The sequence below is a fragment of the Pseudomonas sp. FH1 genome (assembly GCF_000510895.2).
Classification (GTDB): Bacteria; Pseudomonadota; Gammaproteobacteria; order Pseudomonadales; family Pseudomonadaceae; genus Aquipseudomonas; species Aquipseudomonas azotoformans_A.
The window spans coordinates 21,071-41,179 of sequence record NZ_AOHM01000061.1 but is presented as its reverse complement, the minus strand read 5'-3'; the positions used below and the strand labels follow the sequence as shown (position 1 = coordinate 41,179).

At 61.8% G+C, this 20,109-nt stretch carries 16 protein-coding genes; 8 read left to right on the top strand and 8 right to left on the bottom strand.

Translation table 11 applies throughout. The features are described 5' to 3' along the window. Positions 1 to 50: 50 nt before the first annotated feature. The 3 genes from H096_RS20135 to mexE are packed head-to-tail and all read right to left on the bottom strand — an operon-like array spanning position 51 to position 5,899. Positions 51 to 1,466 carry a TolC family protein gene (locus tag H096_RS20135; RefSeq protein WP_033901162.1) on the bottom strand — a complete coding sequence of 472 codons (1,416 nt, stop codon included), beginning with the start codon at positions 1,464 to 1,466 and terminating at the stop codon, positions 51 to 53. Next, entirely contained in the window at positions 1,463 to 4,642 is a 3,180-nt protein-coding gene (locus tag H096_RS20130) for an efflux RND transporter permease subunit (protein WP_033901161.1), read from the bottom strand. The genes H096_RS20135 and H096_RS20130 overlap by 4 nt, the downstream gene beginning before the upstream one ends. 15 nt (positions 4,643 to 4,657) lie before the next feature. Beyond that, positions 4,658 to 5,899, bottom strand: a complete 1,242-nt coding sequence (gene mexE, locus H096_RS20125) for a multidrug efflux RND transporter periplasmic adaptor subunit MexE (RefSeq protein ID WP_033901191.1) — start codon at positions 5,897 to 5,899, stop codon at positions 4,658 to 4,660. A 410-nt stretch (positions 5,900 to 6,309) separates the two neighbouring features. Between mexE and H096_RS20120 the strand changes: the two genes are divergently transcribed. The 7 genes from H096_RS20120 to H096_RS20090 all read left to right on the top strand — a co-directional run bounded on the left by H096_RS20120 (position 6,310) and on the right by H096_RS20090 (position 13,724). After that, the gene (locus H096_RS20120; protein WP_033901160.1) at positions 6,310 to 7,257 is read left to right on the top strand and encodes an AraC family transcriptional regulator; all 948 of its coding nucleotides are present in this window, start codon (positions 6,310 to 6,312) and stop codon (positions 7,255 to 7,257) included. 106 nt (positions 7,258 to 7,363) lie between these two features. Next, positions 7,364 to 8,749 carry a Rieske 2Fe-2S domain-containing protein gene (locus H096_RS20115; RefSeq protein WP_033901159.1) on the top strand — a complete coding sequence of 462 codons (1,386 nt, stop codon included), beginning with the start codon at positions 7,364 to 7,366 and terminating at the stop codon, positions 8,747 to 8,749. Beyond that, complete coding sequence (gene benB / locus H096_RS20110) at positions 8,746 to 9,234, top strand: benzoate 1,2-dioxygenase small subunit (RefSeq protein WP_033901158.1); 489 nt, start codon at positions 8,746 to 8,748, stop codon at positions 9,232 to 9,234. The genes H096_RS20115 and benB overlap by 4 nt, the downstream gene beginning before the upstream one ends. Positions 9,235 to 9,244: 10 nt before the next feature. After that, complete coding sequence (benC, locus tag H096_RS20105; protein ID WP_033901157.1) at positions 9,245 to 10,267, top strand: benzoate 1,2-dioxygenase electron transfer component BenC; 1,023 nt, start codon at positions 9,245 to 9,247, stop codon at positions 10,265 to 10,267. 10 nt (positions 10,268 to 10,277) lie between these two features. After that, on the top strand, positions 10,278 to 11,039 hold the full coding sequence (locus tag H096_RS20100) for a 1,6-dihydroxycyclohexa-2,4-diene-1-carboxylate dehydrogenase (protein WP_033901156.1): 762 nt from the start codon (positions 10,278 to 10,280) through the stop codon (positions 11,037 to 11,039). Between the two features lie 54 nt (positions 11,040 to 11,093). Then, a complete protein-coding gene (locus H096_RS20095; RefSeq protein WP_033901155.1) occupies positions 11,094 to 12,428 on the top strand; it encodes an MFS transporter in 1,335 nt (444 codons plus the stop codon). Positions 12,429 to 12,512: 84 nt separating this feature from the next. Next, positions 12,513 to 13,724, top strand: coding sequence for an OprD family porin (locus H096_RS20090; protein ID WP_241495520.1), 1,212 nt, complete (start codon positions 12,513 to 12,515; stop codon positions 13,722 to 13,724). Here the strand turns inward: H096_RS20090 and H096_RS20085 are convergent. Beyond that, the gene (locus tag H096_RS20085) at positions 13,721 to 13,945 is read right to left on the bottom strand and encodes a DUF2790 domain-containing protein (RefSeq protein WP_033901153.1); all 225 of its coding nucleotides are present in this window, start codon (positions 13,943 to 13,945) and stop codon (positions 13,721 to 13,723) included. The two genes, H096_RS20090 and H096_RS20085, sit on opposite strands and share 4 nt — an antisense overlap. Positions 13,946 to 14,055: 110 nt before the next feature. Between H096_RS20085 and H096_RS20080 the strand changes: the two genes are divergently transcribed. Further along, a complete protein-coding gene (locus H096_RS20080) occupies positions 14,056 to 15,021 on the top strand; it encodes a LysR family transcriptional regulator (protein WP_051422110.1) in 966 nt (321 codons plus the stop codon). On the opposite strand, the gene H096_RS20075 is transcribed toward H096_RS20080, so the two are convergent. From H096_RS20075 to H096_RS20060, 4 genes are read right to left on the bottom strand one after another with little or no spacing between them, the layout of a single operon-like run. Beyond that, the gene (locus H096_RS20075; protein ID WP_033901152.1) at positions 15,002 to 16,615 is read right to left on the bottom strand and encodes an ABC transporter ATP-binding protein; all 1,614 of its coding nucleotides are present in this window, start codon (positions 16,613 to 16,615) and stop codon (positions 15,002 to 15,004) included. The two genes, H096_RS20080 and H096_RS20075, sit on opposite strands and share 20 nt — an antisense overlap. Then, the gene (locus tag H096_RS20070) at positions 16,612 to 17,511 is read right to left on the bottom strand and encodes an ABC transporter permease (RefSeq protein ID WP_033901151.1); all 900 of its coding nucleotides are present in this window, start codon (positions 17,509 to 17,511) and stop codon (positions 16,612 to 16,614) included. Before H096_RS20070 ends, H096_RS20075 begins: the two co-directional genes overlap by 4 nt. A 3-nt stretch (positions 17,512 to 17,514) precedes the next feature. After that, positions 17,515 to 18,465, bottom strand: a complete 951-nt coding sequence (locus tag H096_RS20065) for an ABC transporter permease (RefSeq protein WP_033901150.1) — start codon at positions 18,463 to 18,465, stop codon at positions 17,515 to 17,517. Continuing rightward, on the bottom strand, positions 18,462 to 20,072 hold the full coding sequence (locus tag H096_RS20060) for an ABC transporter substrate-binding protein (protein WP_033901149.1): 1,611 nt from the start codon (positions 20,070 to 20,072) through the stop codon (positions 18,462 to 18,464). Before H096_RS20060 ends, H096_RS20065 begins: the two co-directional genes overlap by 4 nt. Positions 20,073 to 20,109 lie beyond the last annotated feature (37 nt).

Below are 20,109 nucleotides of genomic sequence, written 5' to 3'. Positions count from 1 at the left end.
CACGGGGCAAAAAATTGGCTGGATGCGACCAACCAAAGGAGCTCTTTACATCACTTGGCGCTGGCGACCACCGTGTCCGGCTGCCAACCACCGCCCAACGCTTTGTAGATCGCGACGATGCCGCGGTACAAATCCACTTCGGCCTGGGCCTGGGAGTCTTCGGCGGCCAGGCGCTCACGTTGCGCGTCGAGCAGTACCAGGAAGTCCACGGTGCCTTCGCGATAGCGGATCGCGGCCAGGTCGGCGGCGGCGCGGCTGGATTCGCTTTGGCGGATCAGCGAAACCAAACGTTGCTGACGCTTGCCGTAGTCGCTGAAGGCGTTCTCGGACTCTTCCAGGGCTAACAACACTTGTTGCTCGTAGGTCGCCAGTGCGCCATCTGCCTCGGCATCGGCGCCGCGCAAACGGGCGCGCACGCTGCCCAGGTCGAAGGCTGCCCAGGTGATGCTTGGGCCCAGCGCCCAGGCATTCGCGGCGGACGAGCCGATCTGCGAGCCACGCCCGGCGGTAAAGCCAAGGAAGCCGCTGAGGCTGACCCGTGGGAACAGGTCGGCCTTGGCCACGCCGATACGCGCGGTGGCGGCAGCCAGTTTGCGTTCGGCGCTGAGGATGTCCGGGCGACGTTGCAGCAGTTGCCCTGGATCGCCAATCGGCAACGCCTTGGCAATCGCCGGCAGGTCTTTCGGGCCCAGGTCGACGGTCAGCTTGTCGGGACGCTGGCCGAGGAGGGTGGCGATGCGGTTACGCTCGCGCACTTGCTCGGCCTGCAGTTGCGGCACGCTGGCTTCGACGGCCGCGAGGCGTGCGTCAGCACGCTCCACGTCAAGTTGGTCGCCCACACCGGCATCCCGCAGGCTGACCGTGATGGTGCGCGATTCCTGCTGGTTCTTCAGGTTGTCCAGGGCAATGCGTTCACGCAGTTGCGCACCCCGCAGTTGACCGTAGGCATCCACCAGTTCGGCAATCATGGTGACTTGCAGCTGGTACAAGTCAGCCTCGGCAGCCTGCTGGTCGGCGTCGGTGGCTTCCAGGTTGCGCTGGATGCGACCGAACAGGTCAAGTTCCCAAGCCATGTCCAGACCGAGGTCGTAACGCTCGGTCTTGACGCGACTGGTGGTCTGGCCCGGAATCTGGCCTTTGCCCTGGTCACTGCTGACCCGGCTGGTGATGGTCGGCATGGCGTCATTGCTGGCGTCATCGCGAATCGCGCGGGCCGCCCGCAGACGGGCAAAAGCGACGCGCAAGTCCCGGTTGCCTTGCAGCGATTGGGTCACCAACTGGTTGAGGGTCGGGTCCTCGAACTGCTGCCACCAAATGCCTTCGAACTTGGCGTGGTCATACGTTTTGGCGTCGGCAGCGGCCGTGATATTGGCCGCCTCCGGTGTCTGGGCTTTGTAGTCCGGGCCCACGGCACAGGCGCTCAGCGCCAGGACCAGCAAGCTCGGCAGGAATACTTTCACACTCATTGCTGTGTCTCCAGCTTCAAGGCCTTGGCCGCTTTGCGTGCCTCTTGGCGCTCCACATAGCGACGGATCAGTACGTAGAACACTGGCGTCAGCAACAGACCGAAGAAGGTCACACCGATCATCCCGGAGAACACCGCCACACCCATGGCATGACGCATCTCGGCACCGGCACCGCTGGACAACACCAGTGGCACCACACCCATGATGAAGGCGAACGAGGTCATCAGGATCGGCCGCAGACGCAGACGGCAGGCTTCCAGTACCGCAGCGAGCGGGTCGAGGCCTTCTGCCTGTTTGTCCTTGGCGAACTCGACGATAAGAATCGCGTTCTTACACGCCAGGCCCACCAGTACGATCAAGCCGATCTGGGTGAAGATGTTGTTGTCGCCGCCCGAGATGATCACCCCGGTAATCGCCGACAGCAGCGTCATCGGTACGATCAGGATCACCGCCAATGGCAGGCTCCAGCTTTCGTATTGGGCGGCCAGAACCAGGAACGCCAGCAGTACGCAGAGCGGGAACACGAACAGCGCGGTGTTGCCCGAGAGGATTTGCTGATAGGTCAGGTCGGTCCACTCGTAGGTCATGCCGTTGGGCAGTTCTTCTTTCAGCAGTTTCTCGATCGCCGCTTCAGCCTGGCCCGAGCTGTAGCCCGGTGCAGCGTTGCCGTTGATTTCTGCGGTGATGAAGCCGTTGTAGTGCATCACGCGGTCCGGACCCGAGGTGTCGCTGACCTTGATGAAGGTCGCCAGCGGGATCATCTCGCCTTTGTTGTTGCGCACTTTCAGCTGGCCGATCTGGTCTTCATCCAGGCGGAACTGCTGCTCAGCCTGCACGTTGACCTGGTAGGTCCGGCCGAAGCGGTTGAAGTCGTTGGCATACAACGAACCCAGGTAGATCTGCAGGGTGTCGAAGATGTCGCTGATCGCCACGCCGTGGGTCTTGGCCTTTTCACGGTCGATGGCGGCATCGACCTGGGGCACGTTAACCGTGTAGCTGGTGAACAGGCCGAACAGCTCCGGCGTGGTGCGGCTCTTGGTGATGATGTTCTGCACTTCTTTGTACAGCTCGTCGTAACCCAGGTTGCCCCGGTCTTCGATCTGCAGGCGGAAACCACCAATCGTACCCAGGCCCTGTACCGGCGGCGGTGGGAAGATTGCCATGTAGGCTTCCTGGATGCTGCTGTACTTGCCGTTCAGGGCACCGGCAATCGCGCCGGCGGACATGCTCGGGTCTTTACGCTCGTCGAACGGTTTCAAGGTCACGAACACGATGCCGCTGTTCGGGCTGTTGGTGAAGCCGTTGATCGACAGGCCGGGGAAGGCTACGGCGCTTTCCACGCCGGGTTGTTTCAGCGCGATGTCGGACATGCGCTTGATCACGTCTTCGGTACGGTCCAGGCTCGCGGCATCCGGCAATTGAGCGAAGGCCACCAAGTATTGCTTGTCCTGGGCCGGTACGAAACCGGTTGGTGTGTGGGCAAAGCCCAACCAGGTCAGGACCATCAGGCCGGCGTACAGAAACAGCGCGATACCACTGCCACGGATCACGCGGCGAACGGTGCCGACGTAGCCATGGCTGGCCTTGTCGAAGAAGCGGTTGAACGGTTTGAACAACCAGCCGCCCAGCAGCTTGTCGAGGAACTTGGAGAACGCATCCTTCGGCGCGTTGTGGCCTTTGAGCAACACGGCCGCAAGGGCAGGGGACAAGGTCAGCGAGTTGAAGGCCGAGATCACTGTCGAAATCGCAATGGTCAAGGCGAACTGCTTATAGAACTGCCCGGTCAAGCCACTGATGAAGGCGGCTGGAACGAACACCGCGCACAGCACCAATGCGGTGGCGATGATCGGGCCAGTCACTTCGCTCATGGCTTTTTCAGTGGCCGGGAACGGTTCCAGGCCCAGCTCGATGTTCCGCTCGACGTTCTCCACCACCACGATGGCGTCGTCCACCACGATACCGATGGCCAGTACCAGGCCGAACAGCGACAGCGCGTTGAGCGAAAAGCCGAACAGGTGCATCACCGCAAACGTACCGATCAACGATACCGGCACCGCCACCAACGGAATGATCGAGGCGCGCCAAGTCTGCAGGAACAGGATCACCACCAATACAACCAGGATCAGCGCTTCGAACAGCGTATGCACCACGGCTTCGATGGACCCACGCACAAAGATGGTCGGGTCATAGACGATGCTGTAGTCCATGCCTTGCGGGAAGCTCTTTTTCAGCTCTTCCATCTTGCCGCGGACTTCGTTGGAGATCTCGATCGCGTTGGAGCCAGGGCGCTGGAAGATCGGGATTGCCACGGCCGGCTGGTTGTTCAGCAACGAACGCAGGGCGTATTGGCTGGAGCCCAGCTCCACCCGTGCGATGTCTTTGAGGCGGGTGATTTCACCATTAGCGCCCGAGCGAATAATGATGTTCTCGAACTCTTCCTCGGTCACCAGGCGACCTTGGGTGTTCACCGACAACTGGAACGCGGTGGCGGTCGGTGCAGGTTGCGCACCCAGGGCACCAGCGGCCACTTGACGGTTCTGCTCACGTATCGCAGTCACGACATCGGTGGCGGTCAGGTTGCGCGAAGCGGTCTTGTTCGGGTCCAGCCACACCCGCAGGGAGTAGTCGCCCATACCGAACAGTTGCACGTCGCCCACACCGCCCAGCCGCGCGAGCTCATCCTTCACGTTAAGCAAGGCGTAGTTGGACAGGTAAAGCATGTCGTAGCGCTGATCCGGGGAGGTCAAGTGCACCACCATGGTCAGGTCGGGGGAGGCCTTGTCCACGGTAATACCGATGCGCGTCACTTCCTCAGGCAGTTTCGGCTGAGTCCGGGTCACGCGGTTTTGCACTTGCACCTGCGCGTTGTCCAGGTCGGTGCCCAGGGCGAAGGTGATGGTCAGGGTCAGCTTGCCGTCGGCGGTCGACTGCGAGGACATGTACAGCATGTTCTCGACGCCGGTGATCGCCTGCTCCAGCGGAGCGGCCACGGTTTCACCGATGACTTTGGGGTTGGCGCCCGGGAAGTTGGCACGGACCACGACGGTCGGCGGCACCACTTCCGGGTATTCGCTGATCGGCAATTGGAACAGCGAGATCGCGCCGGCGATCAGGATCAGCAGCGAAAGCACTGCTGCGAAGATCGGCCGCGAAATGAAGAACTTGGAAAAATTCATCTTGAGTCGTATCCCTTAACCGCGTGGAGTCGCAGCGCTGGCAAGTTTCGGCGCGGCTTTATCCGGCGCCACTTGTTCCAGGTTGCTGGCTTCAAGCGCTTGTCGTTGTTGGGCCAAGGCGGCGAGGGTTTCCTTGCTGGCCATCGGAATGGTTTCCGGAGCGACCGGCGATCCTGGGCGCACGCGTTGCAGGCCCTTGACGATGATGGTGTCTTCTTTATTGAGGCCGCTGCGCACGATGCGCAAACCTTCGATTTTCGGCCCCAGTTCTACCGAGCGATACGCCGGCTTGTCGCCTTCCATCACCAGCACGAACTTCTTGCCGAGGTCGGTGCCGACGGCTTCGTCGTTGATCAGCACGGCGGAGTAGGTGCCGCTGCCGACCAGCTTCAGGCGGGCGTACAGGCCAGGGGTGTATTCGCCCTTGCTGTTATCGAACACGGCGCGACCACGGATGGTGCCGGTGGCCGGGTTGACCTGATTGTCGACGAAGTTCATCTGGCCCAGGTGCGGGTTACCGGTTTCGTTGGACAGGCCCAGGTACACCGGGGTGGTCGCACCGCGACGGCCTTGGCGAGCCAGTTCGGTGTACTTGAGGAACACGCGCTCATCCGCATCGAAGTAGGCGTAGACCTTGTCGGTCGAGACCACGCTGGTCAGCGCGGTGACATCGGCGGTCACCAGGTTGCCGGCGGTGATTTCGGCACGGCTGACACGGCCGCTGATCGGCGACGTGACGCGGGTGAAGCTCAGGTTCAGCTTGGCCAGGTCCAGCTGCGCCTGGATCCCGGCGACAGCGGCGCGGGCTTCCTGGGCGGCGGTGGTGCGCGAGTCAGCCAGTTCGGCGGAAATCGCATTGCTCTGGCGCAGGCGTTCACCGCGTTGAGCTTCGTTATCGCTGCGGGTGGCCGCGGCGCGGGTTTGTTGCAACTGGGCTTCAAGGCGACGCACTTCAGCCTGGAACGGACGTGGGTCGATCTGGAACAGCAGGTCGCCTTTCTTGACCAAAGCGCCTTCGGTGAAAGCGACTTGGTCAATCTGGCCAGACACGCGCGGACGAATCTGCACGGTTTCCGGGGCTTCCAGGCGACCAGTGAACTCATCCCACTCGTTGACCGGTTGCTCCAGCACCTTGGCCACGCTGACTTTGGCCGCTGGCATGGCGGCCGCTTGGTCCGGGGTCTTGCCGCACGCACTCATCACCACCACGGCCAGAATCGCCAGGGGGAAGCGCAAATGTTTGAGTGACTGTTCCATGAGGTGCATCCGCCAATGTATTTGAGATGGGCGGATCATGCGCGGCGATGTGCTATGTCACGAATCGAATGAAGCAAAGGTAACTATCATTCGGAATGATATAAGCGCGGGGTTAGCCCTCTAGCATGGGGGTTTCGTTAGCAGGCTATCAATGAGATTAATGGCAAAAGTCTTTTGCTGTACCGGTAAGGAACCTGATTGCGCCGCTCAGGGTCTGGCCGGTGCAGGACACCTTAAGATTGTTTCGGAATAAATCCAACTGCTGCGCCCGCGACTTCAAATAGCGCGGTGGAACGCGCAATTGCGGGGTTTCCATACCCGCTGAGTATTCATTGAGACCTTATCCATATTGGACGCCTTGCACCGCCAAGCGTCAGCCTGAACCCTATAACTATAAAAGAGGCGCAACCATGACCGTGCTATTGAGTGAGCGCAGCCAGATTTTCCAACGTGCCGATGCCTATGCGGTCTCCGATTACGTCAACCAGCATGTCGGCAGCCACTGTATTCGCCTGCCACCTCGTGGGCGGCCACAGGCGAGCATCAGCCACCGCACCTTTTCCAGCCTGGACCTGTGCCGGATCAGCTACGGTGCGCCGGTGCGAGTGACGTCGGATGCGCTGCAAACCATCTATCACCTGCAAATCCTGCTGAGCGGTCACTGTCGCTCCAATGCCCGTGGGGTAGAGCAGGTCTTCCAACCCGGTGAGATCCTGCTGATCAACCCGGATGACCCGGTGGACCTGACCTATTCCGCCGACTGCGAGAAATTCATCATCAAGTTGCCGGTGCGCCTGCTGGAGAACGCCTGCCTGGAACAGCGTTGGACGCTGCCGCAACAGGGCATCCGTTTCGCCACGGCGCGACATGCGCTGAGTGAGATGAGTGGGTTCCTGCAACTATTGGGGCTGATCTGCCATGAGGCTGAAAACGCCGCCGCGTGCGAAGTACAAGGCCTGTATGAACGCATCGTGGCGAATAAACTGTTGGCGCTGTTGGCCAGCAACGTGTTGCGCGTTGCCCCGCAAGCGGCTCAAGGCGGTGGTTTCGAAGCGGTGCGCCAGTTCATCGAGGAACACCTGACCGAAGACATCAGCGTCGAACAACTGATGGCCACCGCCAAGGTCAGTGAGCGTTCGCTCTATACCCTGTTTGAACGTCAGGTCGGCCTGTCGCCGCGCGACTACGTGCGTCAACGCAAGCTGGAGCGCGTGCACGCGCGCTTGCAATTGCCCTCGGCTCGTAGCGTGACCGAAGTGGCACTGGATCATGGCTTCGTGCATTTGGGGCGTTTTGCCGAAGCCTACCGCAAACGCTTCGGCGAATTACCCTCGCAGACCTGGAAACGCCAGCGCTGACAGCCTGCGCCCGGCGGATAACGTTTTGCAGCCAACGGATATTGAGGAGTGGAGCGTGCCCCTACAGTGAAGGCGCCTGATACAAGAACAACCGAGGGCCTACCCCATGATCAGCACGCTCGACCGCCTCGACCGCCTCGCCCGGCAACTCGGCGAATCCGTCCAGGAAGATCCCGCCACCGGGGTGTTCCGCTGCCGCCGCGATATCTTTACCGACCCTGACCTGTTCGCCCTGGAGATCAAACACATCTTCGAAGGCGGTTGGATCTACCTGGCGCACGAAAGCCAGGTGCCCGAGATCAACGACTACTTCACCACCTGGATCGGCCGCCAACCGGTGGTCATCACTCGCGATAAACACGGCACCCTGCATGGCCTGGTCAACGCCTGCGCGCACCGTGGCGCCATGCTCTGCCGGCGCAAGCAAGGCAACAAAGGCTCGTTTACTTGTCCGTTCCACGGCTGGACGTTCAGCAATGCCGGCAAGTTGCTCAAAGTGAAGGATGCCAAGACCGGCGCTTACCCGGACAGCTTCGATTGCGACGGCTCCCACGACTTGACGCGCCTGGGTCGTTTCGAAAACTACCGTGGCTTCCTGTTTGGCAGCCTCAGCGAATCCGTACCGGAACTCAGCGATTACCTGGGTGAAACCCGCGTGATCATCGACCAGATGGTCGATCAGGCGCCCTTGGGCCTGGAAGTGCTGCGCGGCAGTTCGTCTTATGTGTACGACGGCAACTGGAAGCTGCAGATCGAAAACGGCGCCGACGGGTATCACGTCAGTTCGGTGCACTGGAACTACTCGGCGACCATGGGCCGGCGCAACTACGAAGCCGAAGGCACCCGCACCGTGGACGCCAATGGCTGGTCGAAAAGCCTGGGCGGCGTCTATGCTTTCGAACACGGGCACATCCTGCTGTGGACACGCCTGCTCAACCCCGAAGTACGCCCGGTGCATGCTCACCGCGAGGCCCTTGCAGAGCGTCTGGGCAAGGAGCGCGCCGACTTTATCGTCGATCAGACGCGCAATCTGTGCCTCTATCCCAACGTGTACCTGATGGACCAGTTCTCCACACAGATTCGCGTGGTACGGCCGATTGCCGTCGACAAGACCGAAGTCACCATCTATTGCATGGCGCCCGTCGGCGAAAGCGCCGAGGAGCGCGCCACCCGTATCCGCCAGTACGAAGACTTCTTCAACGTCAGCGGCATGGGCACGCCGGATGACCTGGAAGAATTTCGCGCCTGCCAGACCGGCTACCAAGGCGCGACCACCCTGTGGAACGACCTCAGCCGTGGCGCCAAACAGTGGGTTGAGGGCGCCGATGAAAACGCCCAGGCCATGGGCATGCACCCGCAGCTCAGCGGGATCAAGACCGAAGACGAAGGCCTGTTCGTACGCCAGCACGCCCATTGGGCGCAGAGCCTGCAACGCGCCATCCAGCACGAGCAGCAGGGCCTGATTGCCAGCGACAAGGCGGTGCTGTCATGAGTACCTCCCGCGACCGCCTGCTCGACTTTCTCTACCGCGAAGCGCGCCTGCTGGATGATCGCCAGTGGGACGCGTGGCTGGAGTGCTACTCGCCCAAGGTCGAATTCTGGATGCCGGCGTGGGACGATCACGACACCCTCACCGAAGACCCGCAAAGCGAAATCTCGCTGATCTACTACCCCAGCCGTGACGGACTGGAAGACCGCGTGTTCCGCATCAAGACCGAACGCTCCAGCGCCAGTACGCCGGAGCCGCGCACCGCGCACCTGATCACCAACCTCGAAGTGCTGGCCGACGACGGCGAGCACGTGATGTTGCGCTTCAACTGGCAAACCCTCAGCCACCGCTACAAGACCACGGACACGTACTTCGGCACCTCGTTCTACAGCCTCGATATGCGCGGCGAACAGCCGCTGATCACGCGCAAGAAGGTGGTGCTGAAAAACGACTACATCCATCAGGTCATCGATATCTACCACATCTGAGGACAGCCCCATGACGTACGCCATTGCCCTGAACTTCGAGGATGGGGTCACCCGTTTCATCGACTGCAAGGTGGGTGAAAAGGTATTGGATGCGGCCTTTCGCCAACGTATCAACCTGCCCATGGATTGCTCGGACGGTGTCTGCGGCACCTGCAAATGCCGCTGTGAAACCGGCGTCTACGACTTGGGGGACGATTACATCGACGACGCCCTCAGCGAAGACGAAGCCCAGCAACGGCAGGTGCTGACTTGCCAGATGGTGCCGCAGTCCGATTGCGTGATAGCGGTGCCGGTGCCCTCCAGTGCCTGCAAGACCGGCACTGCGCAGTTTGCCGCAACGCTCTCCCGTATTACCCCGCACGCCGATGCGGCGCTGGAGGTGTGTTTCGAGCTGGACCAGGCACCGGTTTTCCTGCCGGGCCAATACGTGAATATCGGCGTGCCGGGCAGCGGGCAGACTCGTTCCTATTCGTTCAGCAACCGCCCCGGCGACACGTGCGCCTCGTTCTTGATCAAGCATGTGCCCGGCGGGTTGATGAGCGGCTGGCTTGCACAGGCAGAGGTGGGTGACGCAGTGCCGATGACCGGCCCCCTGGGCAGCTTTTATCTGCGCGAAGTGACACGGCCCTTGTTGCTGTTGGCCGGTGGCACCGGGCTGGCGCCGTTTTTGTCGATGCTCGAAGTGCTGGCGGAGCGTCAGGAGACGCGCACGATCACGCTGATCTACGGCGTGACCCGTGACGCGGACCTGGTGATGGTCGAGGCGCTGCAAGCGTTTGCCCAGCGCCTGCCGAACTTGAGCGTCGTCACCTGCGTGGCCGACCCGCAGACCCCCCATCCGCGCCAAGGCTATGTCACCCAGCACATGGCGAACGACCTGCTTAACCACGGTGACGTCGATGTGTACCTGTGCGGCCCGCCGCCGATGGTGGATGCCGTGCGACAGCACTTCAAGCAACAGGGCGTCAGCCCGGCCGGCTTCTACTACGAGAAGTTCACGCCCAACGCCATCGTCACCGGCGACGCCGCCTGAGGAAACCCACATGACACTACGTTTCAATAACCAGGTCGCGCTGGTCACAGGCGCAGCACAGGGCATTGGCCGGCGCGTTGCCGAACGCTTGCTGGAGGAGGGCGCCTGGCTGGTGGCGGTCGATCGTTCGGAGCTTGTGCATGAATTGCAGCACACGCGGGCGCTGACTCTTACCGCCGACCTGGAGCAGCACGCCGAATGCGCACGGGTGATGGCGCAGGCCAAGGCGCGTTTCGAGCGCATCGACATCCTGATCAACAACGTCGGCGGCACCATCTGGGCCAAACCCTTCGAGCACTACGCAGAGCCGGAAATCGAAGCGGAAGTGCGCCGCTCATTGTTCCCCACGCTGTGGTGCTGCCACTGCGTGTTGCCTTACATGCTGGAGCAGGGCAGCGGCGCCATCGTCAACGTGTCGTCGATTGCCACGCGCGGCATCAATCGGGTGCCCTATGGCGCGGCCAAGGGCGGGGTGAATGCGCTGACCGCCTGCCTGGCCCTGGAAACCGCCGGCCATGGCATTCGCATCAACGCCACGGCACCCGGCGGCACCGAAGCTCCGCCACGCCGCATTCCGCGCAACAGCCAGGCGCAAAGCGAACAGGAACGCGTTTGGTATCAACAGATCGTCGATCAGACTCTCGACAGTAGCCCGATGAAACGCTACGGCAGCATTGACGAGCAAGTCGGCGCGATCCTGTTCCTGGCCTCTCACGAAGCCTCCTACATCACCGGCGTGACCTTGCCCGTAGGAGGCGGCGACCTAGGCTGAGCGCCGTTACCCCTGCAGACACTGACTCACAACAACAATAAAGAGAGCACTGCCATGCGTACCCATGACGTTCATTCGATTATCGATAATGCCCGCTTCAGCCGTTTTCACTGGAGGGTGGTGGGCCTGTGTGCCTTGCTGTTGATCTTTGACGGCTATGACTTGTTTATCTACGGCGTGGTGCTGCCGTCCATCATGAAAGAATGGAACCTGTCGCCGCTGCAGGCCGGTGCGCTGGGCAGTTATGCACTGTTCGGCATGATGTTCGGCGCGCTGGTGTTTGGCAGCCTGGCGGACCGGTTCGGGCGCAAAAAAGGCATCGCCGTGTGCTTCGCGCTGTTCAGCGTTGCCACGGTGATCAACGGCTTTGCCAGCAGTCCCACCGAATTCGGCATCTGTCGTTTTATCGCGGGCCTGGGCTGCGGTGGCCTGATGCCCAATGCGGCGGCACTGATGAACGAATATGCGCCGAAGAAACTGCGCAGCACACTGATGGCGGTGATGTTCAGCGGCTATTCCTTGGGCGGCATGCTCGCGGCCAGTGTCGGGATTTTCATGCTGCCCAATTATGGCTGGTCGTCGATGTTCTTCGCGGCGGCTATTCCGCTGTTGCTGCTGCCGTTGATCGTGTTTTGGCTGCCCGAATCCATCGGTTTTCTGGTGCGTCAGGGTCGCCAGGAGCAGGCGCGGGCGTTGCTGATGCGACTGTCGCCGGGTACGCAGATCGAGGCAGGTGATGAACTGTTGCTCAACGAAGTAAAAGCCAAGGGCGCTTCGGTGGTGGAGCTGTTTCGCCATGGCCTGGGCGTGCGCACGGCGATGGTCTGGACCGCGTTTTTCTGCTGCCTGTTGATGGTGTACGCACTGAGTTCCTGGCTGCCCAAACTGATGGCGGGCGCCGGTTACAGCCTGGGGTCCAGTCTGTCGTTCCTGGTGGCATTGAACCTGGGCGGCATGGCCGGGGCGCTTGTCGGTGGCTGGCTGGGTGACCGGTTGAACCTGATCAAGGTGATGATCGGCTTCTTCGTCACCGGTGTGGTTTCCATCAGCTTGCTGGGGATCAACAGCCCGATGCCGGTCCTGTACCTGCTGATTTTCCTCGCGGGCGCCACCACCATCGGCACGCAAATCCTGCTGTATGCCGCTGCGGCGCAGCTCTACGGTTTGTCCATGCGTGCCACCGGCCTGGGTTGGGCGTCCGGGATCGGTCGCAACGGCGCAATCGTCGGCCCGTTGCTGGGCGGCGCCTTGATGTCTGCGGAGCTGCCGTTGCAGCTCAACTTCCTGGTCTTTGCCATTCCGGGTGCGATTGCTGCGCTGGCGATGATGACCTACGCCCTGAGTCAGCGTCGGCCGCGCAGCCATCTGGAGGCTGCTGGCGTGCGTTGATCTACCACCGTCGATAACAACAATTAAAAGAGCAACGACATGAATCAACAGACCCTACAGCGTATCTGGCTGCCCCTACTCGGCATGCCCCTGGCGGCGACCGCGTCCGAAGGCGGCTTTTTCGAAGGCTCGAGTGCCACTTTGCAAGCCCGCAACTATTACTTCAGCCGTGACTTCTCCGACATTGTCGGGGCCAACAAACAATCCAAGGCCGAAGAGTGGGGGCAGGGTTTTATCCTCACCTATAAATCCGGTTACACCCCAGGGCCTGTCGGCTTCGGCCTGGATGCGCTCGGCACCCTGGGCCTCAAGCTCGACAGCAGCCCGGACCGGGTCAACAGCGGCTTGTTGCCGGTCAAGGACGATGGCCGTGCGGCAGACGACTACAGCCGCTTCGGCCTGACCTTCAAGGCACGGGTTTCCAAGACCGAGCTGAAAGTGGGTGAGTTACAGCCCAGCCTGCCGGTGCTCGCCTTCAGCGATATCCGCCTGCTGCCGCCAAGTTATCAAGGGGTGAGCATCAGCTCCAGTGAGGTCGTTGGCCTTACGCTGCAGGCCGGGCACCTGACCACCACCAGCCTGCGTAATGAGGCCGGCGACGAGAAGATGATCGCCATGCTCGGCCATGTACCGCAGGGCAGTGCCGACAGCGACGCCTTCAACTATGTCGGCGGCGACTACGCCTTCAATGGCAATCGCACCAGCGTCAGCCTCTGGCGTGGCCAGTTGCAAGACATCTATGCGCAGAGCTTTCTTGGCTTCAAGCACAGCCAGCCGATGGGTGATTGGGTGCTGGGGGCTAACCTGGGTTACTACGCAGCGCGAGAGGACGGCGATAAATTGCTCGGCAAGATCGACAACCGGGCATTTTTCTCGCTCCTGTCGGTCAGGCGGGGTGGCCATACCGTCTATGTCGGCTACCAGGCGATGTACGGTGACAGCGCGTTCCCACGGGTGTTTGCCAACGTCACGCCGCTGGGCAACGAGGTGCCCACCTATGAGTTTGCCTACACCGACGAGCGATCCTGGCAGGCGCGTTACGACTACGACTTTGCTGCGCTCGGGTTTCCAGGATTGGTGACGACAGTGCGCTACATCACCGGCGATAACGTGACCACCGGCGCGGGTTATGAGGGCAAGGATCGTGAGCGTGATCTGGATATCGGCTACGCCGTGCAGAACGGTGCTCTGCGCGGCCTGGGTATTCGGTTGCGCAATGTCATGGCGCGCTCCAACTACCGCAGCGATATCGACGAGAACCGGCTGATCCTCAGTTACACCTGGACGCTGCTTTAAACGCCGCCCTGGCACGTGCCCATCACCAGGTAGTTCACGCTATGGCTGACGCCCTGGCTGTCGACGTACACCAGGGTCGCTGGCTCGACCTGGCAACTGCCTGGCACGGGCGTCACGGAAACGATGCGCTGGATATCCGGCGCAGCGTTCTCAGGGCTGCCCTGGGCAAAGGCACCGCTGGCGCCGAAAAGCAGGATAAGGCTGGAAAATTTGATCTTCATACGGTGGCCCTCGTTCAGTTGGCTTCAGTTTAGTCAGAACTGCGCAGCGTTAAAGACAGGGCCAGGTAAATGACTCATACGGATTACGTAGCAATCGCGGGGCAACACTGATGGACATGCTCAATGGCATGCAGGTATTTGCCCGTGTCGTCGACAGTGGCAGCTTCGCCGCCGCCGCTGAGTCTCTGGCGCTGTCTGGGGCGCAGGTGTCCCGGCTGGTTTCCGAGCTTGAGAAACACCTCCAGACGCGCCTGCTGCAACGCACCACACGGCGTCTGTGCCTGACAGAGTCGGGCGAACGTTTTTTGCTGCGCTGTCGTGACATTCTGGAAGACGTCAGGGAGGCGACGGCAGAAGCCAGTGGCGCTCACCTCAACCCCCGAGGGCGTCTGCGTGTGCATTGCATGAGCGGCTTGGGCGTGCTGATCACCCCGCTGGTTGCCCGCTACAGCGAGCATTATCCGCACGTCGGCATCGAACTGACCCTCTCCCAGCACAACCCGGACCCGCTGGGGGAAGGTCACGATGTGGTGATTTCGATTGCCCGCTCGCTACCGGACTCCGCGCTGGTCAGCCAGACCATCGGCCAGTTGTTCAGCGTGCCCTGCGCTTCGCCCCGGTACCTGCAACAGCACGGCGTCCCCGAACAGCCGGAGCACCTGAGGCAGCATCAGCGCCTGCATCTGCAAGACTTCCAGGAAGATGCCTGGTTGTTCACCGGAGCATCAGGTGAAATCGCGATTGCACCCGGTGACAGCTTCAGGACCAACGTGGCCGACGCCATGGTCAAGGCGACACAGGAAGGCATGGGCATCAGCCTGTTGCCGTTTTTCAGTGTATCGCAGGCGTTGCAGGATGGCTCGCTGGTGCGCCTGCTGGCGGATTACCGACTGCGTGAACGCAGTGTCTTCGCTGTGTACCCCTCGCGACGCTTTCTGGATGCCAAGGTGCGTACCTGGGTGGCGTTTTTGCAGGTGCAGTTGCCATTGTTGCTGGACCGGCATGTCGGTGCGATTGATGACCCCGCGTATGCAGCCAAATCCGCCGTAGTCGCTGTCAGGCAGCGCTTGCGGTGAGGTGCCGACCCGGAATCGCAGCAATCAGCTCTCGCGTGTAATCACTCGCCGGCCGATTGAATATCCGCTCCACCGAACCCTGCTCAACCACCCGGCCATTGCGCAACACCAGCACCTCATGGGCAAAGTTGGCCACCACCGACAGGTCGTGGGACACCAGTACGTAGGCAATGCCCATCTCCCGTTGCAGCTCTTCCAACAGATCCAGAATGTGCGCCTGCACCGACACGTCGAGGGCACTGACCGGCTCATCCAGCAGCAACAGGTCCGGCTTCAACGCCAGCGCCCTGGCAATGGCGACGCGTTGGCATTGGCCGCCGGACAGTTCGCGTGGCAGGCGGTCCAGGTAGCTGACTGGCAAGTGCACGCGACTGATCAATTCCCGCGCGGCCTGTTCCAGCGCTGGCCCCTTGAGCAAGCCGAACGAGACCAGTGGTTCGACGATGCTGTCGAACACCGTGAAGCGCGGATCCAGCGCGGCGAACGGGTTTTGCTGCACCAGTTGCAGGCGCTGGCGCAGCGGGCGGAAGTCGCGCCAGCTCAGGTGCGTGACGTCCTGCTGTTCGAACCAGACCTGGCCCTGGCTCGGTTTTTCCAAGCCCAGGGCGATGCGCAACGCAGTGCTTTTGCCCGAACCCGATTCGCCGACAATGGCCAGGGTCTGGCCGGGATACACCTGCAGGTTGAGACCTTCAAGCGCCACAAAAGTCGACTGCTCACCTTTCACCTTGGGCAGCGCAAACGTCTTACCCACGTTTTGCAGGCGCAATATCGGCTGTTGTGCCGGATCAATCTGCACCCGCGGTTCACGACGTTTGGCAAACGCGGGCGCGGCGGCAATCAGCGCGCGAGTGTAGTCATGTTGTGGCGCATCGAGGATCTGCCGTGGCGGCCCCTGTTCCACCAGTTCACCCTGCTGCATCACCAGGATGCGGTCAGCGCGGTCGGTGGCCACACCCAGGTCGTGGGTGATGATCAACAGCGAAATCCCACGCTCGCTGACCAGGTGTTGCAGGTGGTCGAGGATCTTGCGCTGCACGGTGACGTCGAGGGCGCTGGTGGGCTCGTCGGCGATGATCAGGCGTGGGTTGCCGGCCAGGGCAATGGCGATCAGCACGCGCTGGCGCATGCCGCCGGACAGTTCATGGGGATACTGACGGGCGCGCAGCACGGGTTTGTCGATACCGACCTGTTGCAGCAGCTCGACAATGTCCGCATCGACAGCGGGGTAGCGTTTGCCCTTGGCCAGGATCAGCGCCTCGGCGATTTGCTGGCCGACACGCAACGTGGGGTTGAGGCTGACCATCGGGTCCTGGGGCACCAGGCCGATAGTACGGCCGCGCAAGGCACGTTTTTGGTGTTCACTGGCGTGGGTCAGGTCCTGGCCGTCTACCCACAGTTGGCCGGCGCTGATCTGCGCACTCTCCGGCAGCAGACCCAGGATCGCGTTGGCCAGGGTCGATTTGCCGGAGCCGGACTCGCCGACAATCGCCACGGTCTCGCCCTGGGCAATGCTCAGGGATAGGCGATCGACCGCCGTGTTGCCGTGCCGATAACTGACACTGAGTTGGCGAACATCCACTAAAGCATTCATCGCGGGGTCTCCTCGAAGGTGCGGGCGATATGGTTGAGGCTGAACACCACGGCCACCAGGAACAGGCCCGGCAGCAGCGACACCCACGGAGCGGTGATCAGAAAGTGCCGACCATTGGCGATCAGCGTGCCCCACTCGGCGGCGGGGGGCACTGCGCCGAAACCGAGGAAGCTCAGCCCCGCGGTCGCCAGGATCGCAGCGCCAAAGTCGAGCGTCGCCAACACTGCCACCGGGCCCCAGGCATTCGGCAGGATGTGGCGCAACAACGTACGGCTCCAACTTGCACCGCCCAGGCGCGCGGCTTCCACATAGGGCAACGTCTTGACCCGCAACACCTCGGCGCGGGTGGTGCGGGCGAATCCAGGAATAATGCCGACGCCCACCGCGATGGCCACCGGTACGGTGCCGAAGCCGATCGCCGTGACAATCGCCAGGGCCAACAGCACGCCGGGCAAGGCCAGCAGCACATCGACGAAGCGCATGATCACCGAGTCGATACGCCCGCCGGCAAAGCCCGACAGAATGCCCAGCCCCAAGCCGCCGAGCAGGGCGATACCGACGGCCAGCGAGGCGGCCAGCATCGATAGGCTTGAACCGTAGACCACACGGGTAAACAGGTCGCGGCCCAGTTCATCAGTGCCAAACCAATGGGTGAGGCCTGGTGCGCGCAGCTTGTCGACGGGCGAGGTGGCGTAGGGGTCAAAGCTTGTCAGTAGGTGTGGCGCCACGGCTGAGACCAGTGCGAAGAGCACCAGCAACAGTGCCAGGATGAAACCAGGCCGTCGCAGCAAGGGCAGCAACACGGCCGTCGCACGCTGCAACCGGCTGCGGCGACGCCACAGCGGTTGGCTGGCCGGGATGGCTGTGCCGCGCAGGTTCTGCTCAAGGATGGTCATGGTCTAAGACACCTTTGGCGTGTGGGAGATGCGCGGGTCGAACCAGGGGTAAAGCAGATCGACTAGCAGGTTCACCAGCACAAAGGCCGCAGCCGACACCGCGACGATGGCCAGTACCACCGGAATGTCCTGGCGCAGCACCGCCTCCTGCGCCAGTCGGCCAATGCCGGATCGCGCAAAAATGGTCTCCACCAGCACTGCGCCGGACACCGTATTGCCGACCTGCAAGCCGATCAGGGTGAGGATCGGCAGCGCGGCGTTCTTAAACCCATGGCGCGCCTGCACCTGCCCACGGCTGAGGCCCTTGGCGTAGGCGGTGGTGATGTAGGACTCTTTCCAGACACCCTGGAAGCTCCGTTGCAGTACCTGGGCGTACACCGCCGCGCTGGGAATGGCCAGGGTGACGGCCGGCAGCACCAAGCTTTCGAAGCCTCGGCTGCCGGTGGCGGGAAACCAACCCAGGCCAAAGGCAAACACCTGGATCAGCAATAGCCCCATCCAGAACACCGGCACCGAAAAGCCCAGGGACGGCAAGCGCGTCAACGCTTTCTTCAACGGTTGCCAGCGGATATAGGCGGTCAGGTAAGCCAGTCCAATACCGCCCAGCAACGACAAGACGATAGCCAAGCCCGCCAACGACAAAGTTTGCGGCAGGCGTTCAACCAGCAGCTCGGCGACCGGGCGGTTAAGCGAAAGCGACTGCCCGAAGTCACCTCGAACGGCGCCCCACAGCAGGTCGAAATACTGTTCGAATACGCCCTTGTCCAAACCGTAATAGGCCCGCGCCTTTGCCAGGTCTTCTACCGACAGCGCGTCGGCTTCCATGCCCGAGGCGCTGAGCATCAGTGACAGCGTGTCGCCCGGCAGCAGATAGAGAATGAAGTACGTGATGCTATAGGCACCCCACAACACCAGCAGCGCCTGGCCGACCCGACCGATCAGGTAGCGGCTCATGGCGTACCGATCTCGATATCACCCAACAGCGCAAAACCCTCGGCGGTCCAGCGGAAGTTTTTCACCTTGGGCGAGGTTGCCGCCTGCCACACGCGCTCGTAGATCGGGAATGCCGAACTCTCATCAATCAACAGGTCTTGCAGGTCGCCATAGGCGGCTGCGCGCTGCGGGCTCTGGGTGGCGGTGATGCCTGCATCAAACAACGCCTTGGCTTTGTCCAGTACCGCAGGTTCGTAGGTGTTGGTGGCCACGGTTGAGCTGTTGGCGCTGCGCGGATCGAGGATGGTTTGCAGGATGATCGGGTCGGCGCGGGTCATGTAATTAATGGTCAGGTCGTAGTTGCCGGCGGAGTTGTTGGCGACCCATTCGGCCCGGGTGACTACGCTGAGTTTCAATTCGATACCGACCTTGCGCAGTTGGTCCTGGATCAGCACATCGCCGGCCGTTTCGGCCGGCGTGATGTTGTAGCTCAGCGTCAGGCGCTTGCCGTTTTTCTGCCGGTAGCCATCCGCGCCCTTGGCCCAGCCAGCTTCATCCAGCAGGCGTTCTGCACCGGCCGGGTCATAACCGAGCTTGGCCGCCTGGCTTTTGACATACGGCGTGGTCACATCAAATACGCCGTCCACCACCGGAAATTCGGCGTTGTACACCGTGCTGGCGTAGCTCTTGCGATCAATCGACTTTTGCACGGCCAGGCGCACGTGTTTGTCAGCCAGCAGGCGCTCGCCACGGGTGTTGGGGAACAGGTTGAGCGCAGGTCCCGGCAACGAACGGCTCTGGATCGTCGCGCCCTTGGACTGAAACAGCTTCAGGTCAACTTCGGAGAACGGGTTGCGCGGCCACAGGATGTCTGCCTTGCCTTGCAGGAACAGGCCGTTTCGTACGCTTTCCTCGGGGATGTAGCTGATGTCTACCGTGTCCAGATGCGCTTCGCCCTGGTTTTTCATATTGGCCGAAGCCCAGGCGTAGCCCTTGCGCTTGGTCAAATGAGCGCCGACTTCCGGCGTGTAGCTGGCCAATACGAACGGCCCGGTGCCGATGATCTTGCCCAGGGAACGCTCTTTCACCGTCAGTGCGTAGGAGGCGGGCGCGAGGATCGCCAGGTTGGTGGTGGAAGTGGCCTGCAGGAAGCCCGCGTTGGGCTTGGACAACACCAGCTTGACGGTGAAGTCATCGACCACTTCGGCATGGTCGTAACCTGCCAGGTAGGTGGCGCCGAAGGTGGCGGGCAGCTCGGTCGCCAGGGCCTTGTCGCTGTCAAACGCAGTTTTCACCGCCTTGGCATCGAAGCGCTCGCCATTGCTGAAGGTGACGTCCTCACGCAGGTGAAAGGTATAGGTCAGCGCGTCGTCACTGACTTCCCAGCGTTTGGCCAGCCAGGGAATGATCTTGCCGGTCTGCGGGTCCTGGTCGGTCAGGGACTCGGCGACGTTGCGCAGCAGCACGCGGTGTTCCAGCCAATACACCTGGAACGGGTCGACGCTGACCAGGGTGGTGTTATCGCCAAAGAACGCAATGTTCAGGGTTTTGCCCGCCTGGGTGTCAGTCCCGGGCGAGCAGGCGGCGAGGCTCAGCGCCAAGGCGCAGGGGGCCAGCAGACGGCTCATCAAGTTGGAGGTATTCAATGGAGTGCCCTCAGGTGGC

Bases quoted from the DNA above. Each gene is read 5' to 3' on its own strand.
- H096_RS20135 (WP_033901162.1), bottom strand. From the start codon at position 1,466: ATGAGTGTGAAAGTATTCCTGCCGAGCTTGCTGGTCCTGGCGCTGAGC.
- H096_RS20130 (WP_033901161.1), bottom strand. From the start codon at position 4,642: ATGAATTTTTCCAAGTTCTTCATTTCGCGGCCGATCTTCGCAGCAGTG.
- mexE (WP_033901191.1), bottom strand. From the start codon at position 5,899: ATGGAACAGTCACTCAAACATTTGCGCTTCCCCCTGGCGATTCTGGCC.
- H096_RS20120 (WP_033901160.1), top strand. From the start codon at position 6,310: ATGACCGTGCTATTGAGTGAGCGCAGCCAGATTTTCCAACGTGCCGAT.
- H096_RS20115 (WP_033901159.1), top strand. From the start codon at position 7,364: ATGATCAGCACGCTCGACCGCCTCGACCGCCTCGCCCGGCAACTCGGC.
- benB (WP_033901158.1), top strand. From the start codon at position 8,746: ATGAGTACCTCCCGCGACCGCCTGCTCGACTTTCTCTACCGCGAAGCG.
- benC (WP_033901157.1), top strand. From the start codon at position 9,245: ATGACGTACGCCATTGCCCTGAACTTCGAGGATGGGGTCACCCGTTTC.
- H096_RS20100 (WP_033901156.1), top strand. From the start codon at position 10,278: ATGACACTACGTTTCAATAACCAGGTCGCGCTGGTCACAGGCGCAGCA.
- H096_RS20095 (WP_033901155.1), top strand. From the start codon at position 11,094: ATGCGTACCCATGACGTTCATTCGATTATCGATAATGCCCGCTTCAGC.
- H096_RS20090 (WP_241495520.1), top strand. From the start codon at position 12,513: ATGCCCCTGGCGGCGACCGCGTCCGAAGGCGGCTTTTTCGAAGGCTCG.
- H096_RS20085 (WP_033901153.1), bottom strand. From the start codon at position 13,945: ATGAAGATCAAATTTTCCAGCCTTATCCTGCTTTTCGGCGCCAGCGGT.
- H096_RS20080 (WP_051422110.1), top strand. From the start codon at position 14,056: ATGGACATGCTCAATGGCATGCAGGTATTTGCCCGTGTCGTCGACAGT.
- H096_RS20075 (WP_033901152.1), bottom strand. From the start codon at position 16,615: ATGAATGCTTTAGTGGATGTTCGCCAACTCAGTGTCAGTTATCGGCAC.
- H096_RS20070 (WP_033901151.1), bottom strand. From the start codon at position 17,511: ATGACCATCCTTGAGCAGAACCTGCGCGGCACAGCCATCCCGGCCAGC.
- H096_RS20065 (WP_033901150.1), bottom strand. From the start codon at position 18,465: ATGAGCCGCTACCTGATCGGTCGGGTCGGCCAGGCGCTGCTGGTGTTG.
- H096_RS20060 (WP_033901149.1), bottom strand. From the start codon at position 20,072: ATGAGCCGTCTGCTGGCCCCCTGCGCCTTGGCGCTGAGCCTCGCCGCC.